The organism is Dysgonomonas sp. BGC7, assembly GCF_001261735.1.
Lineage (GTDB): Bacteria > Bacteroidota > Bacteroidia > Bacteroidales > Dysgonomonadaceae > Dysgonomonas.
On the sequence record NZ_CVRP01000008.1, the window covers coordinates 1 to 18,093 of the forward strand.

Below are 18,093 nucleotides of genomic sequence, written 5' to 3' on the forward strand. Positions count from 1 at the left end.
TTGTGGAACTAGTTTGCCTCTAATCGCAAGGTCAAGAATTTTAGATTTGGCCTGAGCGACTAGAACTGATATGGCATTTCTATTTTCATCGACAGAATCCAAATCTTTCGCTATCGTTTTGATAAAATTACGCATCCGATATTGTTCTTCTATTGGCGGAAGCGGAATTAAAAAATTCTTAAGGATATCAAAAGGTGGAATGTTTTTAATAGCAGTACCCTTTCCCTGCTCATTCGCCTGATTCTTTAGTACAAAATCAAAATACAGTAAGTAGAAGTCCAATATTTCATGATTATACAACTTGATTCTCATTAAGGCTTGATTAATAATGCCTTTCCTCATTTTTTTTGGCATAACATAAGTTTCTCCAATTGTACCAGCACAACTTACAATTATGTCATCAGGGAACACTTGAAAACCTTTAAGTTCGTCAAATTTTTTGTCTGAAATGTAATATCCTCCTATTTCAACATCTTTGTAGATAGCATTTTTTTGTTCATAAATTTTAATGGCATCTTTTGATTCAGGAATAAACATGGACTTTGTAATACTGCTTCCAAAAGGACCTTTTTTGTAAAACGCTATGTTCCCAATACGCTCCCACTCCCAACTCTCCGGTATCTCAAAAGGAATCTGTTCATCGATACATTTAACCGACCCATCGGCAAACTTCTCGTAATATGATTTATTAGCAGTTAACACATAGATGTAAGTTTATGAATATAAATATATTATATGTGTTTTTGATAGGATTATATCTTTATTTTTTTATAAAATTATCTCTTCATAGCTCTGTTTCCATTTTTTCTTTTAATCTCGTCCATCTTTCTTAGTTCCTCAATATCCTCTCCATGTACTTCAGTAGAAAAAACACCTAAAACAGAAGATAATCCTAAGTTTGGTGGATTCGTTGATTGATTTATTGACTCACTAGCTTTCTGACACACCGATTGATTGCATGACTGACTTACTGAATTCATGATGTCATATTGTAATGAATTAGTGAGTTCATCCATTCATTCTTGCATTTTTATTTCTTCTGTAATACAGCCATTCTTCATCGTATTATAATACCCAGAACTATCAGATACCAATCGATCATACTTGAAAAGCTTGTCAAAACCCTTCTCTAATTCTTGAAAAAGATTATTTCTATCAAAAGCTCCTTTGGCAATACCTTTCTTTGTATTCCGATGATTAGTTAGTGGCGAAATGAACTTTCAACTTTTTTTAGGACAATTTTAAACGAGTAGTATTTATGCTATTTTTAGTTGTTCGAACTTATATAGTTCATTAAATTCTCTGATAGTCAAATATTGTAAATGAGAATGTCTTCTATTTGTATTATAAAAACCCTCTATATATTCAAATACAGAATAATAACCTTCTTTTCTGGACTTATACATATTTTGATAGATTAGTTCTGATTTTATAGTTTTGAAGAAGCTCTCTGCTACTGCATTATCATAGCAATTTCCTTTCCGACTTATGCTTTGTCGTATTCCTTTATATTTCTTAAAAGTATCTTTGAACTGATTACAGGCATATTATATGCTTCTATCCGAGTGAAAAACAAGTTCAGCACCTAGTGTTCTGGAAGAAACTGCACATGCCATGTTCAATGCAGGAATAACTGTATCAGAAGCTCTCATGTTATTACTCATATGCCATCCTAGCACTTTTCGGTCAAACAAATCGATAACAGTAGTTAGATATACCCATCCCTCGCCAGTTTTGACGTACGTGATATCAGGAACCCACACTTGATTGTTACCTCTAGTGCTGAAGTTCTGCCAATCTATTCTCGACAATAGCATAAGTATGCTTAGAATTGGTAGTTTGCTTAAATCTTCTGACTCGCACACTTCTTAGTTTTTTCTTTCTCATTATGCGTGCCACCAGATTCTGACAGACTTAAGCCTTTATACAGAAACCCTTCGTATTCGCAAATCTTTATTTTGGGACGTTGATTTTAGTAAGATTAATTGGGGAAAATATAAAGATGCTGTTTTAAAGCGAGTTTTTGAGAGGGGAAGTAAGGATGAGATTGAGGAAATTAGCCGATATTATAATCTATCAACGAAATAACCATTCATTGGATATAGATTTCATCTAATGTAGTTATACGAATTATATTAACCAATCTTTAATCCTAGTTCGATTAAGTCTTTATCTGTTTGATTTCTTAATAATATATCTCTATTTTGAGTAGGGAAAAGATTTAAATTATTTTTAAAGAATAGAAGGAATAACTTATTTGTTAAATAACCGGTCTTTAAATAATTAGATTTCCAGACCCCTAAATCTTTCTTAGAAATAGTTCTTTTTTTTGATGATTCCAAATTTGTTTGAAAAAAATCAGGTGCTTCAGCATGAATATATTTTGAAAAGAGTTTCCATTTTCTTGTAATTAAATCAATAGTATCCACTGCTGTTGTATCTTTGAATGCTGGATGTTTTTTTAAATAATCAGTAAGAACATCATGTTTAATCCTATATTCTCCGCTTTTCCACTGGTCATATTCTACCTCATGTTGATAAAAGTAGAATAATTGTAAGGATAGTTCAATTACGCTGCGTAAATGCATATGGGCAGACCTATATTGTCCAAAATAGGAGTGATAGAATGAAGTATTTATATCTTCATGTAATTCATTGCAAAAAGCATCTACAGTTTTGATCCCAATGTGATTTAAAACAATAAGCCAGTTTTTGTAAATTAGACTTGTTGCATAACACTCTGTCAAGACTTCATCAGTATAATAAGTTGTCGTTTCTTTCCAGAAATTATTGAAATCTTGTAGATATATTGGAATGTCTTTTTTAGCATTAGATAGAATTAAAGAATCTTTCTCCATATTTAGATGTTTTTTATAATCTCAGCCCACTTACTATAGGTCTCAGCCGTAATTAGCTCTTTTTTTGTTGGCTTTTCTTTTGTTCCATGCACAACCTCATTTCTAATACTAATAACCGCCTTTTTTAAAGTATCTTTTAGTTTAGGCTTTTGTTTAATACGACTAATAATTCGAGATATAGTTATTTCTCTAGATTCTTTCTGATCTTTAAAATCTATACCTAATTTATCATTTGCAAAATCTATAACATCCTTTATCCGAGGAAACGCTTTCTTATCTTCTAAAAAAGCTTTTATAATATCTAAAGCCTCATCAAAAGGTATAGTCTGCTTTGCTTCATTTTTCTCACTTACTCTAATGAAATTTTTATAGTTTTTTATAAATATTTTTAGAGATGATATATCTAAGCCTCTTTGTCCGTCTGGTGCAAGTTCTTTCAATATATCTTCTAATTTCTTTAATATCTCATTTTCCATCATCTTCGATTTTTTGAATTATTTCATTAGCTAAACTTCTATAAGCCTCAACACCATTACAATGCGGATATACTAAAGTTGCAGGTTTACTTTCTGCAACAGCTTTCCCTAGAGGAGCGTTTTGCTTTACAATTGTAGAAAAACATGGTATTATTTTACTTTTTCGAAGGGCGTCCATTTGTTGTGCATGTACACTATATCGACCATCTACTTTTGTGAAGATAACACCAAGAAATTCGACATTACAGTCTCTAAAACTTTTTTTCCATTTCTGGACTCGATTGACAAGTAAAGGTAAACCTATTGCAGGATAAACCTCAGGTGTTACAGGGACAACGATATAATCACTTATTATTAATGCATTTTGTGGGGCGAGAGTTAGATTAGGCGGGCAATCTATCAAAATATAATCATAATTTAAACCTGCGTTATCTATTTTGTTTTTTAAGACACTTTCTCTAGCAGGAACAGAAACAAGATCTAAGTCCAGAAATGTGAGTTCTAAGTGAGATGGAATTAGATCTAAATTCTTTATACCTTGAGGACTTTTTATTATGGCCTTTTTTATATCAAAATCTTCATCTCTAGAAGAGGCTCCTCTATTCATACCTAAAACATCTGCTATTGTACCTGTATCTTTAATCTTTTCCCACTGTTTTAGGCTTATGAACGAAAGTGTAGCATTTGTTTGGGGGTCTAAATCAATTACTAATACTTTTTTGGAAAACTCTGTAGCAAGAAGTGTCGCGATCTCAACAACAGATGTTGTTTTTCCAACACCTCCTTTCATATTTATAAAAGAGATTGTATGCATATTTTTAGATATTTTATTAAAACAACAACAATGATAAGAAAAAAAACGATATGGATACACTTAGGAAACTGAAAATTTAAGACTATTTCATATAACTCCAGAATATTACTATTTTCTAGTATTATAATCCCAAGTTATGTTTAAAATTAGGAAGTTATCTTTTCAATCCCGGATTCCACTTCTTCCTCTTAATCTCCTCTACTTTCCTCAATTCGTCTATATTTTCTCCATGAATCTTAGGCAAAAATATACTCAAAACAGAAGATGATCCTAAATCGACTAGATTGACTGTCTGACTTACTGAATTCATGTCATCATGCTGTAATGAATTAGTGAGTTCTTGAATTTTGAGCTGATCAGAAATAGAACCATTTCTCATAATATTGTAATAACCAAAGCTTTCATCTAATGATCGATTGTAATTGAAGAGCTTATCAAAGCCAATTTCCGCTTGCTGAAAGAGATTTATTCTGTCGAATCCTCCTTTAATCACTCCTTTCTTGGTATTCTTGTGATTGGTTAGTGGCGACAGCTTGATTTTATTGGATTGGTCTTTCCGACTGACAATAATATGGCAATGCATATTACCTTCTGTGTTTTCCGACCTACCCCTATCAAAATGTATCTTCCCATAGAATTTTATATCTTCTGCGGATAGTCCCTTGCTGAAGTTCTTGGCATACTCAGGAACAAATATCTCCCGAACATATTTTTTCATAGCTTCCGCTTGTTCTTGTTCGGTATTACCCATTACTCGCAATTCTTTAGCAGATGGACTGATATGGATCGCATAAAACTTAGCATCTGTTTTTAGTAGTTGAGCCTTGTTGTTGTCAATATCCTTTACAACTTGCGATTTGTACAAGTTTTCTTCCGTTAGATTGAAGAATCCTTCGGTGTAAATACCTTTCTCCATCCGTTCCAAGTCCTCATGTTCGAGATATGCTGCAAGTCGTCTGCTACTCCCTGCATTATTGTATGTTCCGTTGGATGGTGGTGGAAAATCTATATTCATTTTTTTTATTATTGCTCATTTATGAGATTCGTTATCTCTGTTTTCAAGTTTTCCTTTCGTTTTCCATCCATTAATCCTGCTGTAGCTAATTCTGAATACAAGCTGATAAGTTGCAGCAGTTTCTTATTATCCTTTTGCTGATTCTTATAAATTGCTGATAGTTGCTTTCCCTGATTGTTAATCACATCTGCGTGCCCTGTAAATTTCTCACTCAACATCCTTAATAGATTGTTCTGTGCTTCCTGATTGGCTTTAAGATGGGAAAGAATAATATCTTCCATTGATTTGACAATATTATCAAATCTTGTAGCAATCGAATTACTTGTCCGTATCATTGGGTTGAGCTGTTCTTCTTCATAGTGTCGGATAAAACGGATAATATCATCTTGTCGTTTGTTAATCTTCCTGAGTTCTGCTTTTGTCGATTCGGGTGCTTCACTAGGATTGATATTTGCCTTATCTAAATACAGAAAAGCCAATTTTGTAATTTCTCCTTTTTTCAGTGAATAGCTTTTACTGAGTTTTTCTATTATTTTGTCCGTTTCCTTATCTATCGCTATGGTAGTAAATATGGTTTTCCTATTCTGTTTTTCCATTGTTATAACTATTTTATAGTTATTGATATATCTAACTTACTTAATTAGAATTGAGTATCAATTTCAGTTATAGTAAGTGTTATAACAGTGCTTTTTGATAAAGCACTAAAGCCGAAGGCTTTGCCCCGAAGGGCAAGAGGAGAACAGGACGATAGTCCAGTTCCCTCTTGCTCAATTTAGCTAAACAATCCGAAGCGGCTGAGCGGGGGTGTTTCTGCTAAATGCGGAGCCTTTAGGGAGGGTGATGGGCTAAACACAGCCCTCACCTTTTTGCACTATTCTGCTTAGATCAGTAAATGCAGAATCATTTCAAGGTTTTATCATTTTCTATGCCCTTATTGAACATCACAACTTCATTTTTCGACGCATAGGATTGGATAAAATCTTTTACATCAGCCATACGATAAAAGCTCTTTCGTCTGACTAGAAAATAGCGAAGTTGACCACTATCCCGATAACGTTGCAAAGTCCGATAACTCACTTTTAAAAGAAAAGCCAAATCCTGATTGTCGAGTAATTTATCATCATTGGTAAATGCTTCTCCTGTTGCGATTACTGCTTTCAGATCGCTACCTATAGTTGTGAGCTTCCTGTCGAGCTTTTCCATCCATTGGATAAAGTCTTCATTATCTAAATACATAATTCTTTGTTTTTGAAATTAATAATTAATTAATTCCAATCGATTGGTAAGGCAAAGAACTGACAATTGAAGACAGAAAAATAGAGGGATAGTTAACTACCCCTCTAATAATTGTTTGCAATTTGTTTATATACAATATGTTATAAATGCATTATTTTTCATCTTGTTTCTTTGTCCTTACGAATTATCATATTACGAAGGAAATCAAGGGCTTTGGTTCTGTTGAAAGGTTTTCGTTTGTATATTTCACAGGTCTTGTCTGAAATGTCACCAAAAGAAACATTAAATATCAGTTCAAATTTATCTCCAATCAGAGATTTACTTGCTGGTTTACCCTCATTATTCAATATTTTTTGACTTAAGTAAAGACTTTCGACAATCTCTGCTAATGCGATAATCCCCAAGTCTTTTGACTTAGGGATTATATACAGATCAGATTTAAATGTCTGTTCTTTTACGAATCGTTCAGGGTGCGTGAATCTTGTTTCTAATAATACTAGCTCAGAGTCAATAATAGCAATAGCTTTTTGCAAGTAGAGATATTTTAGGGCATTTTTCCCCCTGCTCGTATAAAATTTGTGCTTGCAATGATTGGAACTCTATACGAGTCAATTTCAATGACCGAAAGACTATACCATAATCTGATCCGGTTTGATTTAAGGCTAATACTTCTGCTACAAAGTTTTCATAGGCATTTGTAATTTCTTTGTTTTTCACATTCAGAGAGTTATCACTCATAAATGTCAAAAAATCTGTTTTAACTAACTCTTTCATAGAGATAAATTTAATGTAAATATTAATATTCGACCGAAGTCTTATTTTATACTACATCAAGTTACTCTTCGTCATGAAGTTCTTTTAGAAAAGTGTATACGATAATTATAGAACCAATCAAGATAAATGTTATTACTATTGCTATTATTAAGAGTAAGTAAATCATATTTCTATCTTTTCCATCGTTTATGTGTCCATAACCAGCCGTATGGCTCTTCTATAATATTTTCGGCTAATAAGTTTATATACTTTTGAGTTATTTCTCCTTCATTCATAAATTCCATTTCTGAACATATGGGCATGCAGATTACTTTATAATTTCCTTTCGATAGCTGAGTAATATGTAGATAAATAACCGCAGAACTACTGATTCGAGCCAGTTTCTCCATACCAGAAAAGACATATGCTTCTTGGTTTAGGAATTCAAACTTATATTTATCTTCATTTATTCGGGGGCATTGATCTGCGAGAAAAAAGTAAACGGCAGGAGATGATTTTTGAGTCAAGATATGACGTACGATTGATTTATGAGATATTAATTTCATACCAAAACGAGATCGGAGTTTTATCATCAATTGGTTCATTACTCCTGATCTCAAAGGTTTATAAATAGCGAACATATCATGCGGTAGTTTATGTGGCATAAAATTTAGCATTTCCCAGTTTCCACAATGTCCAAGACTGACAATCACATTTCTTCCGGCACTTATGTGTTTGTCGATAAGTTCTATATTTTCAAATGTTATTTTTTGGTCAAGTACCTCTGTTGGAGTGGAGACACTTTTAATAATTTCGACAAAGTAGGCTGTAAAACAGGAATAGAATTTCTTTACAATACAAATTACCTCTCCATAGCGTTTCTCAGGAAAAGAACGTGATATATTTTGAATCACTACCGCTTTTCTATACCCAATGATGTAATAAACAAAGAAAAATGCAAAAGAAGATATAGCATACAAGAATGTCATAGGTAACAGACTTATGCCATAAATAATACCATAAAGAATTTTATAGAGAATTATTCTAAAAATTTGTTTCATATTAATCCTGTATTTCAATAGCTTTTGTCTTATTCAAACCTAACTTTGTCAATATAATATCCATTATATAATAGACTACAGGAACAATGATAAGTGTGAGAAACATGGAACTGATGAGTCCTCCAATCATAACCCAAGCCAAACCATTCTTCCATTCAGCTCCTGCTCCTGTCGCCAAAGCAATAGGAAGCATACCTATAACCATTGCAGCAGTTGTCATTAATATTGGGCGGAATCGTTGATGAGTTGCCTCAATGAGTGCGTCTTTCAATTCCATACCTCTTTCTTTCGACTGATTGGTAAAGTCAACTAACAAGATGGCATTTTTAGCAACAAGACCTATAAGGGATAACAATCCTAACATTGTAAAAAGATTTAGGGTATCCATTGTCAATGCTAATGCAAGTAATGAGCCTATTATAGCAAGAGGAATGGAGATTAAGACTACGAAAGGATACATATAGTTATTGTACAATAATACCATTATTAGATAAACTAATAAAATAGAGACAATGAGAGCAATTCCCATTGTACCCGTACTTTCATCTTGCATTTCGAGCTCGCCACCGGGAGTAACAGTGATATCTTCCGGCAGATTCAACGAATTTATTATTTGGCTGACATCTTGCCCTATGTCTCCGATCGGACGTCCTCCAACCTGACTATTAAGTGTTACGCTGGCACTTCGGTTACGACGTTCCAAAATACCGGGTGTTTCGGTTTCTTCTATTTTTGCAAACTGTTTGAGTTTGACTGTATTCCCGGAAGTGTTAATCAATGAGAGATTTTCGATATCCGCTATACTCTGACGATCAAAGCCATCGAAACGTATATTAATATCGTACTCATATTCGTTTTGTCTGAACTTTGCATCGTTGTTTCCGCTGAATGCATTATTGAGTGACATGCCCAACATTTCGAAAGGGATTCCTATTGCAGACATTTTATCTCGATCAGGAATAATGCTGATTTCAGGACTACCTTCTTCTACAGATAGTTTCGGATCGATTATACCTCTTACTGATCTGATGTTATCAAGAATAAGGTTTGCTGAAGCTCTCACCGAGTCGATCTGATTCCCAGTGATATAATATTGTATCGGGGCTTCATCGATATTTCCCATCAGATCGGTCATCGCCACCCATATTTTTGCATCGGAAATGTTCTTCTGTAAAAAAGATTTCGCTTCTCGGGAGAAATCCGAAGTTGAAATATTACGCTTATTATGTGGAATCATTTTCACACGTAAATCCGCTAAGCGTACTTGAGATTGTCCATTTTCTTCTGCTCCTACCGTTGTAAATACAGTTTCCACAAGAGGGCTACTTCTCAATACGTTCTCAGCTTTATAAGCAGCCTGATTAGTTTGCTCTATTGAAACATCACGAGGGAGTTCCATTTTTATCACAAACTGCCCTTGATCACCTAACGGGGCAAAATCACTTCCAATGAAACCAAATGCAATCAAACTTACCGAACCGATAAAGATTGTAAGTGTTATAAATGAAGTAATGATCTTATGAGATAAAGACCATCTCAAAAAGGTTGAAAACTGCTTGGCTATCCACTCTATCATATTTTCAAAGGTGTGTATCCCTTTTCCAATAAGGCTTTCTCTGCTAAACTCATCTGTCTTACCTAGTCGGGAGTAAAGTAAGGGAACTACAGTAAAAGAGACGAATAGGCTGAACAATACCGCAATGGCTATAGTGACAGCAAATTGACGAAATACATTAGCAATGAGTCCTTGTGTCAAGGAAACAGGAATAAATACCACCACTAAAACCAGTGTGATTGAAATAATTGTTCCACTTATTTCACGAAGTCCGTCATGTGTTGCTTGTACTCTGTCTTTACCCATTTCCATGTGGCGGTGTATATTTTCAATAACAACTATAGCATCATCTACAACAATCCCTACCACTAGCGTTATACCCAATAATGACATCAGGTTTAAACTGAATCCAAGCAGATACATCACAATGAATGTTGAGACAAGTGATAATGGAATTGCGATTGAAACAATAATGGAATTTCTTACACTGTATAAGAATAATAACATGGTGAAGGCTACCAAAGCAATAGCTATGACAAGATCTACCATCACCGAGTTGGAAGCTTCCAGAGTAAATTCAGCATTATCAGCCGCAATGATAAAATTCAATCCCGACGCTTTATATTCCGATTCCAGTCTATTCAATATCTTCTTTGTGGTTTCAGATATCTCTACAGTATTGGCATCGGGAGAACGTTGTATTGTGATACCAATGGCTGGTATTCCATTTACACGGCTAAGAGTTTCTGTCTCTTTATTTCCATCATGTACATCTGCAATGTTTTTTACTTTTACAGCACTTCCGTCGGGCATATATTTCAATATTACATTCTCAATATCGACCAGATTGTTGTATTTCCCCTGTAAACGGATTTGCATTTGCTTATTGTTACTTTTTATTTTTCCGGTTGGATAATCAAGATTTGAATTGATCAAAACATTACTGATATCAAGAATGGAAAGCCCATAAGCTTCCATCCGGTCTTTATTGATATTTATCTCTATTTGCTTTTCATTGCCTCCGATGAGTGACACCTGCGCAACTCCCAGTATTCTTTCTAATGCAGGTTTTATTTCATGATCAATTAAATCATAGAATTCCGTTTCACCCATATTGGCGACTACCCCTATCGTCATTATGGGAATATCTGCAAGGCTAAAATCGCTTATAGAAGGCTCTTTCACATCTTCCGGCAGATCGGAACGTATAGCATTTATTTTTCGTTGTGCATCTCGAAGTGCTTTATCCAAATTGGTTCCGGTTTTTAAACTGATAGTTACCAAAGAGAAATTTTCCATAGAAGTTGCAGCAATTTCTTCAATCCCTTCAATTGAGAAAACAGCATCTTCTATCTTTTTAGTTACAGAGTTTTCCACTTCGTTCGCTCCAGCACCCGGATACATAGTACTGATGGATATCACATCGAATTCCATGCGTGGCATCAATTCTCGGTTTAGTTGAGTCAACGAATAGATACCGAAAAAGGCAAGTATAACAAATGTCACGACTACTGTAGTCGGACGGGTGATTGACATTTTAATAATATTCATCCTTTTTATAAATTTAGAATAGATACATCAACACCATCTGTCAGGTTGATTTGCCCACTTTTTATTATCGTGTCATTGATTGAGATGCCATTGATTATTTCGATGTGCTTTCCGTCCGAACTCCCTATTTGTATCGGAATCTTATAAGCTTTCGCTTTTCTTACTACAAATACATGAGGATCTTTTATCCCATTGACAATAGCGTCTCTGCTTACGATAAGGTCTTTCTTATTATTATCATCGATATTGAAAATAGCTGTAGCAAACATACCTGGTTGTAGCTGAGGACTATTTAATATCAACTCTACCGAATAATAATATTGGGCATCACTTTTAGGAGAAATGGCATCAATCGTGCCCGTGAATGTAATACCGGGATGTACATCGGTAATGATGGAAACTTTGTTTCCTTTTTTTAGTTTTAATACCTCTTTCTCTGTTACACTGACATACATTTTCAAGGATTTATCATCTACAATATCTACAACATTGCTTCCAACAGAGAGTAGTGTACCTTCTTCAAAATAATCTTTGTTGATGATGCCTGAGATAGGCGATATAATAGAGGTATTTCTTAGTTGGTCTTGCAGGTCAGCTATTCTGCTCTCAATCGCGCGTAAGGCAATTTGAGCATTTTCCAACTCACGCACAGTCACAGCTCCTATAGAGGCTAGATTCTGAAACCGCTCTACATCTTTCTTTGCTTTTGCAAAATCCAGCTCTGAGAGCTGCAAATTTTGACGAATCACACTATTTTCCAGCTGAGCAATGACTGTTCCCCAGCTGACAGCATCTCCGCTCTTTTTGTATTTTTTGAGAACAATACCTTGTGCTTTTGACTTAACTGCGACTTCGTTTTTAGAATCGATACGACCATTTATACTGACTTTTTCACCCAAGTCGAGATATCGAGGTTTCTCTATCATTACGGGTACAATTGTATTTACCGCTAGTGACAATTCAGCCTTTTTATCAATATTTTGCTTATTGTCTACCAATTTCCATGCAATAAGGGCAGTAATGGAAACAGCTATAATAATTGATATTACTATTTTTGATTTCATTTTCTATTGTCGCTTAATAAATTATTAAGTGTTCCGCTTGCTTTTAACATATCTATTTCTGTTTTTTTGTAGCGGATGAGTTCTGTTGTATAGGCTATTTTTACTTCATGCAAAGAGTTTTCCGTTTCAAGTAGGTCTGTTATATTTGCCAAGCCTTCGGTATATAGCGCCATTGTTTGAGCATACACTTTCTCTGCCAATTTCAGATTTTCAGATTGTACCTGTACCAATTCATAAGCTATTTCCAGTTGATCTCTGGCGTTTTGATAATTGGCTGATATGGTTTGCTGCGTTTCCCGAATGTCCCAATCCAATTGTTGAAGTTGTATTTGTTTCTGTCTTATTCGACTTCGCTTATTTAAACCATCGAATATCGGGATCGTTAAGCGGACACCAATAATAGCAGAACTATACCATGGTTTATTTGTCAGATTCAGCTTATCTGATTGGAATTGATATCCGGCTGTAGCTATTGCTGATAATTTTGGTAGATACTCCATCTTATTTTTTCGAATTTCAAGAGCCAATATTTCTTTTTGCTTATTCAGTACGTCAATCTCTATCTTATTATCTGTCAGTAAATATGTTCCGGATTTTAATACTTCAATATTTTTTGTTACCGAATCATCCAATTCAAGATCATCTTCGACCGGGATACCAATTAGTATTTTTAAGTAGCGCTTTTGTTGTAATATGATATTTCTGATATTCTTCCCTCTTGCCTGTAAATTGGTTAGATTTACTTTAACTCGGTTTAAATCAACTTCTCTTGTTACATTTTCTTCTACTCGTTTTTCCATTAATAGGTAAAGTGAATCCTGCGTGGATACCATATAATTAATATTGTCCAGTTCCTGCATACTATTGAGTATGTCATAGAATGCGTTGCTTACATTGAAGATCACTTCTTCTCTTGTCATAGCTGCACGAAGTCGCTGAAGTTCGTTATTGTTTTTTGCTATTTTAATCCCGGTGAATAAAGTGGGTGAAAAAATAACCTGTTCGAGTGTAAGAGCAAAATCCAATTCGTTCTTTGAACCCATCTGAACCGGGATTTGTGTTCCGATCTGACCTATGAGTTCTCCCGGCAACATCGTTGTGGGTAGAACTATACTATGATCGAAGCTACCCGAAGCATTTATTTGTGGTAATACCTTTGACCAGGCTTCGTGTACCTGATAGTTGGCTTTACTAACCTCCAAATTTGCCTTATGTGCGGTATAACTGTTGTTAATTGCAAAGTCGAGACATTGTTGAAGAGTTATCCTCTCACCTAAGTTTTGTGCTATGAGAGTATTACCGTTTAATAGAAACAAGGTCAGTAGAAACAGAATCGCTCTCATCCTTAGAATTTGTATTTGAGCCCGACAGACACATATGGAGAAACAGTAAAGTAATAATCATTATCCGAGGCAAACACTCCTTTCAAGGTTCTATTACTGTAAGAAGCCGGACGGTATAGATTTAAACCAGCCATAGCAGTCATGGATAATCCTGTTTCATTAAACTTTATTTCGGGGCGAAATCCTGTAACAATATATTGGTGTGAGAATATCATATCTTTGCCGTCCTTTTCTAACAAGGCTACTTGTCCATTCATTTCAAGGGCATATGATAACTTAAACCAGTCATTGAAATCATAACCTGCCGATACATTCAAACCTTCGACTAATTCAACATTTACATCGAATTTACCTTCTAGCCTCCAATTAAGATAGAAAGCAGGAAATACCATCGGGTAGCCTAAAGAACTATTTATCGCTATACCCCCACCTAGATCCAAATTAGGTTTCAAGTGTCGTATAAAAACAACACCGGCACTTCCTAGCACATTTTTGAACCTGATTTTAGAAAAATTAGTAGAGGGAGTAAATACACCCACCCCTACGCTTGCTCTCATCGACCATCTATCATTCAAGGGACGTAAATGGTAAATACCTACTTGTAAGTTCATTATTTCGGATACCATGTCATCTGTGAATTTTTTGTTGCTCAACGAAGTGTATGATCCTCCTAGACCAACTCCCCAAGCAGTTGGACGATTCTTTTCATTCAGTTTTATAGATAGAGGTATATTTACCGCCCCTTGATAAACGACAGCAGAACCTTTACTATCTCCGATTTTCACACTAGGTTTATCTCCGGGAGGTAAGAGACGATAGTCTGAACTCCCAATGTACTCTGTTTTGAATGAGATTTCTTGAGCCTGTCCTTCCATACATAGAAGAATCCCTAATGCTCCAAACAATAATGATATTAACTTCATAAGTTTTAAATTTATATTTACTATTTTCAGCAAAAGAATGAGATATGAAGCAATACCGAAAGTCATTAACTATGGAGTTCAGAATTGACAAAATGAAATGCATAAAAAAGGGTATGGAAAATTCCATACCCTATATAAAAGATGCTAAACTGTGATTATTCAGTAATCCCGTCCATCCACTTTAGGAAATCGGGTACACGGACACGACTAACCAATACTTCATGTGGACATGCAGGGGAAAAGAAGAGTTTCAGTCTGCTATTGAAATATTTAGCAACATTTTCGATGGCTTTCACATGACCGATGCAATTACGAGATACACGGAAAAACAAGCGGTTATCCAATTGTTGCTCTAATTGGTCTAATGTATAATTAATGATATACCGTTTATTCTGGAGGGTATGTAGAAATACAACTCCATCCTCGCTATAAAAATGGGCAATATCTGTCGTTTCTATATAATGATAGTTTTCTCCTTTTGAGATTAAAAAACGATTTTTAGTTTTGATAGATAATATTTGCTCAAAATTCTTAGGATCAGTTTTATAAGAATGATTATGATATATTTTTTCGAATTTAGTTAATGCTATTTCTAATTCATTCTCATCAAAAGGCTTAAGCAGGTAATCGATGCTGTTCAGTTTGAATGCCCTGATAGCATGTTCATCATAGGCAGTAGTAAATATTACAGGTGTGGAAACCTCAACATGATTAAATATCTCAAAACAATTACCATCTGCAAGTCGTATATCCATAAGGATGAGATCAACAGCAAAGGTTTTCAAAAACTCAATGGTGTCGACAACAGTCTTTGTTTGCTTCTCCAGTGAATAATCCGGACGCAATTGAACCATCATACGTTTCAATTCTTCGTATGCGAATCGCTCATCTTCTACTATCAGGTATTTCATGACTGTATATATGGGATTTTTACAATAAACTGTTGATCTGTATGCTCAACAATAATTTCTCTGTCATACAATTTATATTGCTTCGTAAGATATTTTAAACCTATTCCTCCTTTATCCGTATCCTTAGACGGCTGGATATTATTCTCTACTGTGATGTGTTTATCTCCGACTGTGATGTTTATATCCAATGGCATTTCTTCGGTTGCCACATTGTGCTTGAATACATTTTCTATCAGTAGTTGCAGGGTAAGGGGTATAATCTTATTCTTTTCATTATTGGATATTTTATCTACTGTAAAAGTGAAGGTATTTTCAAACCTCATTTTCATCAAAAAGATATATGAATCCAAGACACTTAGCTCTTCCTCTACTGAGACTTCGGGACGACGATTTAAAGAAAGGACATATCTATAGGTCTTAGACAAAGCTTTGGTAAATTTGTTTGCATTCTCAGGGTTCATATATATTAATGACGACAAAACATTCAATGAGTTGAATAGAAAATGTGGATTTATTTGAGCTCTTAGTGTTTCATGTTGGAATAATAACGCTCTATGTTTCGCTTTTTCAGAGTCTGCTATGGCTTTCTGTTCAGACTGGAAATAATAAATCAATTCAAAAACCAGTAGGATCGGAATATTATTTGTCATTGCAAATGCAAACTTGACAAGAAAAGAAGGTAGACCATCTTTAGAAATAAGAAGCACGTCATATATCAGGTAGTTGAACATAAATAGCACGACTAAACAGACAACAACCACTCCTGCAAAGTCTGCCATGATACGGAAGAATACATTTTTAGAATAGGGCAGATATTTATTCAGAAATAGCAATAATATATAATCTGCGATGCACATGGTAAAGATTACGACATAATGGGATAGCAATTGCACAGGAAAGTTATTCCACAAATCTTCTTTCATCAGGATAATACTGAAAAGCATCTGGGACAAAGCATAAAGCAGTGTGGAGAAGAAGAATATAAGAAGATTCTTTATATTATATTTTTTAGAATGTATCATAATTCAAAAATAGAATTTTCACTGGAGACTTAGTCTTTATCTCTTGTTTTTTCTGATGAACTTCATTATTTGATAGATGAATTTAAAATTACGACTGAATATTATTTTTTCTTTTCAACTGATAAACACCCCATTTAAAAAGAGAATAATAAAAGCAAGGTTTTACCAAAGAATACTCTTTTGAAAAAAGGAAGATTGTTTGTGTAAACCCGAAGGGCTTGACCTTGATTGAATTATTCTCTTGATATATCTTCGTGTTCAGATGAAAAGAAACTACAATGAAAATTTCTTATCTACCTCTTGAATATCCCTCATTATAGAACTATCCAATACTTTGGCATAATGTTGAGTTGTCCGAACGTTCGAATGCCCAAGTATTTTAGCCACATTTTCCAACGATACTTTATTGGCTAAAAATACAATCGTAGCTGCCGTATGTCTAGCTGTGTGGGTGCTCAGCTTCTTTGTTATTCCACACGAATCGGCAATTTCCTTCAGATATGAATTCATACGTTGATTGGTAGGTACAGGAAATAGTACACCCTTTTCGAGACAGTCTGGATGAGTCGCATATTTGTCTATGAGCATCTTTGCTGCTGTTATTAAAGGAATATTACACATATTGTTTGTTTTCTGCCTGTTCTTGCGAATCCATAATGAGCCGTTATTATCCTTTACCAAATGTTCAGACTTTAGTTGCTCAATATCTGAAAATGCCAATCCTGTAAAACATTGGAAGAGAAAGATATCTTTGACTGTACTTAGTCTTTCAATAGAGAAGTCCTTTTGAATAATGGAGTTTAGCTCTTCTTGTGTTAGGAACTCGATATTGGTTTCCTCAAACTTAAATCGGTAAGTCATAAAAGGGTCTTTCTGAATCCAGTCATTAGAATAAGCGATACGCATAATCTTTTTCACCTGCTTTAATCGGGTAATAGCTGTATTCTGAGCACAGTTCTTCTCTGTCTTTAAGAAGGTGTCGAACTTCTGGATAAAGGGTAGATCAATATCCTTTAGATTGATATCCGACCTCTTATACTCTTTCTTTAGGAACTCCTTCAAATATCTTACTGTCCCCTCGAAACGAATAATCGTTTTCTGAGCATAGCCTTTACCTTGTAATTGCTTGATCTCTTTATTATGCTCCTCAAAAACTTCTAAGAGAGTTTTGTGTTTCTCTTCAACACCACAAAAGCGGTTACAGATCTCTTTTGCGGATATTTCGAGGTTGTCGGCTTCGAGTTGCCTGTGGATATTCTGTATTTTAGCCCTGACCGTATCAATATACATATTGATCTCAGTTGATAATTTGTCTTTTGTTTTAAGCTTTCCTTTGGTTTGATCCCAATTCTCTACGAATGCACTTCTTCGGACAAACATTTCACGAAATCGCTTATCTACAGTGATTCTCATTGCAATAGGGGCTTCTCCGTTTGCTTTGATTTTATTCTTTTTGAGAAAGAATAAAACATGGAAGGATTTTTGATTCATTTTACTACTTTTTTTGTGGT

The 18,093-nt window shown here is 34.6% G+C and carries 21 protein-coding genes; all 21 read right to left on the bottom strand.

Annotated features, from left to right (window positions below; translation table 11 throughout):
• Positions 1-702 (bottom strand): restriction endonuclease subunit S (locus BGC7_RS08115; RefSeq protein WP_255351458.1); only part of this gene is annotated, 702 nt, incomplete at its 3' end.
• A gap of 74 nt (positions 703-776) precedes the next feature.
• A complete protein-coding gene (locus tag BGC7_RS08120; RefSeq protein ID WP_157258684.1) occupies positions 777-980 on the bottom strand; it encodes a hypothetical protein in 204 nt (67 codons plus the stop codon).
• 36 nt (positions 981-1,016) lie between these two features.
• Positions 1,017-1,214, bottom strand: a complete 198-nt coding sequence (locus BGC7_RS18080; protein ID WP_221406074.1) for a DUF5712 family protein — start codon at positions 1,212-1,214, stop codon at positions 1,017-1,019.
• 42 nt (positions 1,215-1,256) lie between these two features.
• Positions 1,257-1,502, bottom strand: coding sequence for an integrase core domain-containing protein (locus BGC7_RS18310; RefSeq protein ID WP_082206571.1), 246 nt, complete (start codon positions 1,500-1,502; stop codon positions 1,257-1,259).
• 45 nt (positions 1,503-1,547) lie between these two features.
• On the bottom strand, positions 1,548-1,865 hold the full coding sequence (locus BGC7_RS08125) for a DDE-type integrase/transposase/recombinase (protein ID WP_157258685.1): 318 nt from the start codon (positions 1,863-1,865) through the stop codon (positions 1,548-1,550).
• Between the two features lie 270 nt (positions 1,866-2,135).
• On the bottom strand, positions 2,136-2,858 hold the full coding sequence (locus BGC7_RS08130; protein WP_050701090.1) for a hypothetical protein: 723 nt from the start codon (positions 2,856-2,858) through the stop codon (positions 2,136-2,138).
• 2 nt (positions 2,859-2,860) lie between these two features.
• The gene (locus tag BGC7_RS08135) at positions 2,861-3,337 is read right to left on the bottom strand and encodes a hypothetical protein (RefSeq protein ID WP_050701091.1); all 477 of its coding nucleotides are present in this window, start codon (positions 3,335-3,337) and stop codon (positions 2,861-2,863) included.
• Entirely contained in the window at positions 3,324-4,148 is an 825-nt protein-coding gene (locus BGC7_RS08140; protein ID WP_050701092.1) for a ParA family protein, read from the bottom strand. The genes BGC7_RS08135 and BGC7_RS08140 overlap by 14 nt, the downstream gene beginning before the upstream one ends.
• Positions 4,149-4,302: 154 nt before the next feature.
• Positions 4,303-5,163 carry a DUF5712 family protein gene (locus BGC7_RS08145; protein WP_050701093.1) on the bottom strand — a complete coding sequence of 287 codons (861 nt, stop codon included), beginning with the start codon at positions 5,161-5,163 and terminating at the stop codon, positions 4,303-4,305.
• Between the two features lie 8 nt (positions 5,164-5,171).
• Complete coding sequence (locus tag BGC7_RS08150; RefSeq protein WP_050701094.1) at positions 5,172-5,759, bottom strand: BfmA/BtgA family mobilization protein; 588 nt, start codon at positions 5,757-5,759, stop codon at positions 5,172-5,174.
• Positions 5,760-6,063: 304 nt separating this feature from the next.
• Positions 6,064-6,399 (bottom strand): helix-turn-helix domain-containing protein, encoded by a 336-nt coding sequence (locus BGC7_RS08155; RefSeq protein WP_050701095.1) that lies wholly within the window; start codon positions 6,397-6,399, stop codon positions 6,064-6,066.
• 158 nt (positions 6,400-6,557) lie between these two features.
• A complete protein-coding gene (locus BGC7_RS08160) occupies positions 6,558-6,932 on the bottom strand; it encodes a hypothetical protein (protein WP_050701096.1) in 375 nt (124 codons plus the stop codon).
• The gene (locus BGC7_RS08165) at positions 6,907-7,173 is read right to left on the bottom strand and encodes a hypothetical protein (protein WP_050701097.1); all 267 of its coding nucleotides are present in this window, start codon (positions 7,171-7,173) and stop codon (positions 6,907-6,909) included. Before BGC7_RS08165 ends, BGC7_RS08160 begins: the two co-directional genes overlap by 26 nt.
• Positions 7,174-7,343: 170 nt before the next feature.
• Positions 7,344-8,213, bottom strand: a complete 870-nt coding sequence (locus BGC7_RS08170) for a lysophospholipid acyltransferase family protein (protein ID WP_199318942.1) — start codon at positions 8,211-8,213, stop codon at positions 7,344-7,346.
• A gap of 1 nt (position 8,214) precedes the next feature.
• Positions 8,215-11,319: an efflux RND transporter permease subunit gene (locus tag BGC7_RS08175; RefSeq protein ID WP_050701098.1), complete on the bottom strand. Its 3,105-nt coding sequence runs from the start codon at positions 11,317-11,319 to the stop codon at positions 8,215-8,217.
• 5 nt (positions 11,320-11,324) lie between these two features.
• Positions 11,325-12,383, bottom strand: coding sequence for an efflux RND transporter periplasmic adaptor subunit (locus BGC7_RS08180; RefSeq protein WP_050701099.1), 1,059 nt, complete (start codon positions 12,381-12,383; stop codon positions 11,325-11,327).
• A complete protein-coding gene (locus BGC7_RS08185; protein WP_050701100.1) occupies positions 12,380-13,726 on the bottom strand; it encodes a TolC family protein in 1,347 nt (448 codons plus the stop codon). Before BGC7_RS08185 ends, BGC7_RS08180 begins: the two co-directional genes overlap by 4 nt.
• A gap of 2 nt (positions 13,727-13,728) precedes the next feature.
• Positions 13,729-14,649, bottom strand: a complete 921-nt coding sequence (locus tag BGC7_RS08190; RefSeq protein ID WP_050701187.1) for a DUF6268 family outer membrane beta-barrel protein — start codon at positions 14,647-14,649, stop codon at positions 13,729-13,731.
• Between the two features lie 155 nt (positions 14,650-14,804).
• Positions 14,805-15,560 (bottom strand): LytR/AlgR family response regulator transcription factor, encoded by a 756-nt coding sequence (locus BGC7_RS08195; RefSeq protein WP_050701101.1) that lies wholly within the window; start codon positions 15,558-15,560, stop codon positions 14,805-14,807.
• Positions 15,557-16,582 (bottom strand): sensor histidine kinase, encoded by a 1,026-nt coding sequence (locus tag BGC7_RS08200; protein WP_050701102.1) that lies wholly within the window; start codon positions 16,580-16,582, stop codon positions 15,557-15,559. Before BGC7_RS08200 ends, BGC7_RS08195 begins: the two co-directional genes overlap by 4 nt.
• A 273-nt stretch (positions 16,583-16,855) precedes the next feature.
• Entirely contained in the window at positions 16,856-18,073 is a 1,218-nt protein-coding gene (locus tag BGC7_RS08205; protein WP_050701103.1) for a site-specific integrase, read from the bottom strand.
• Between the last annotated feature and the right edge of the window lie 20 nt (positions 18,074-18,093).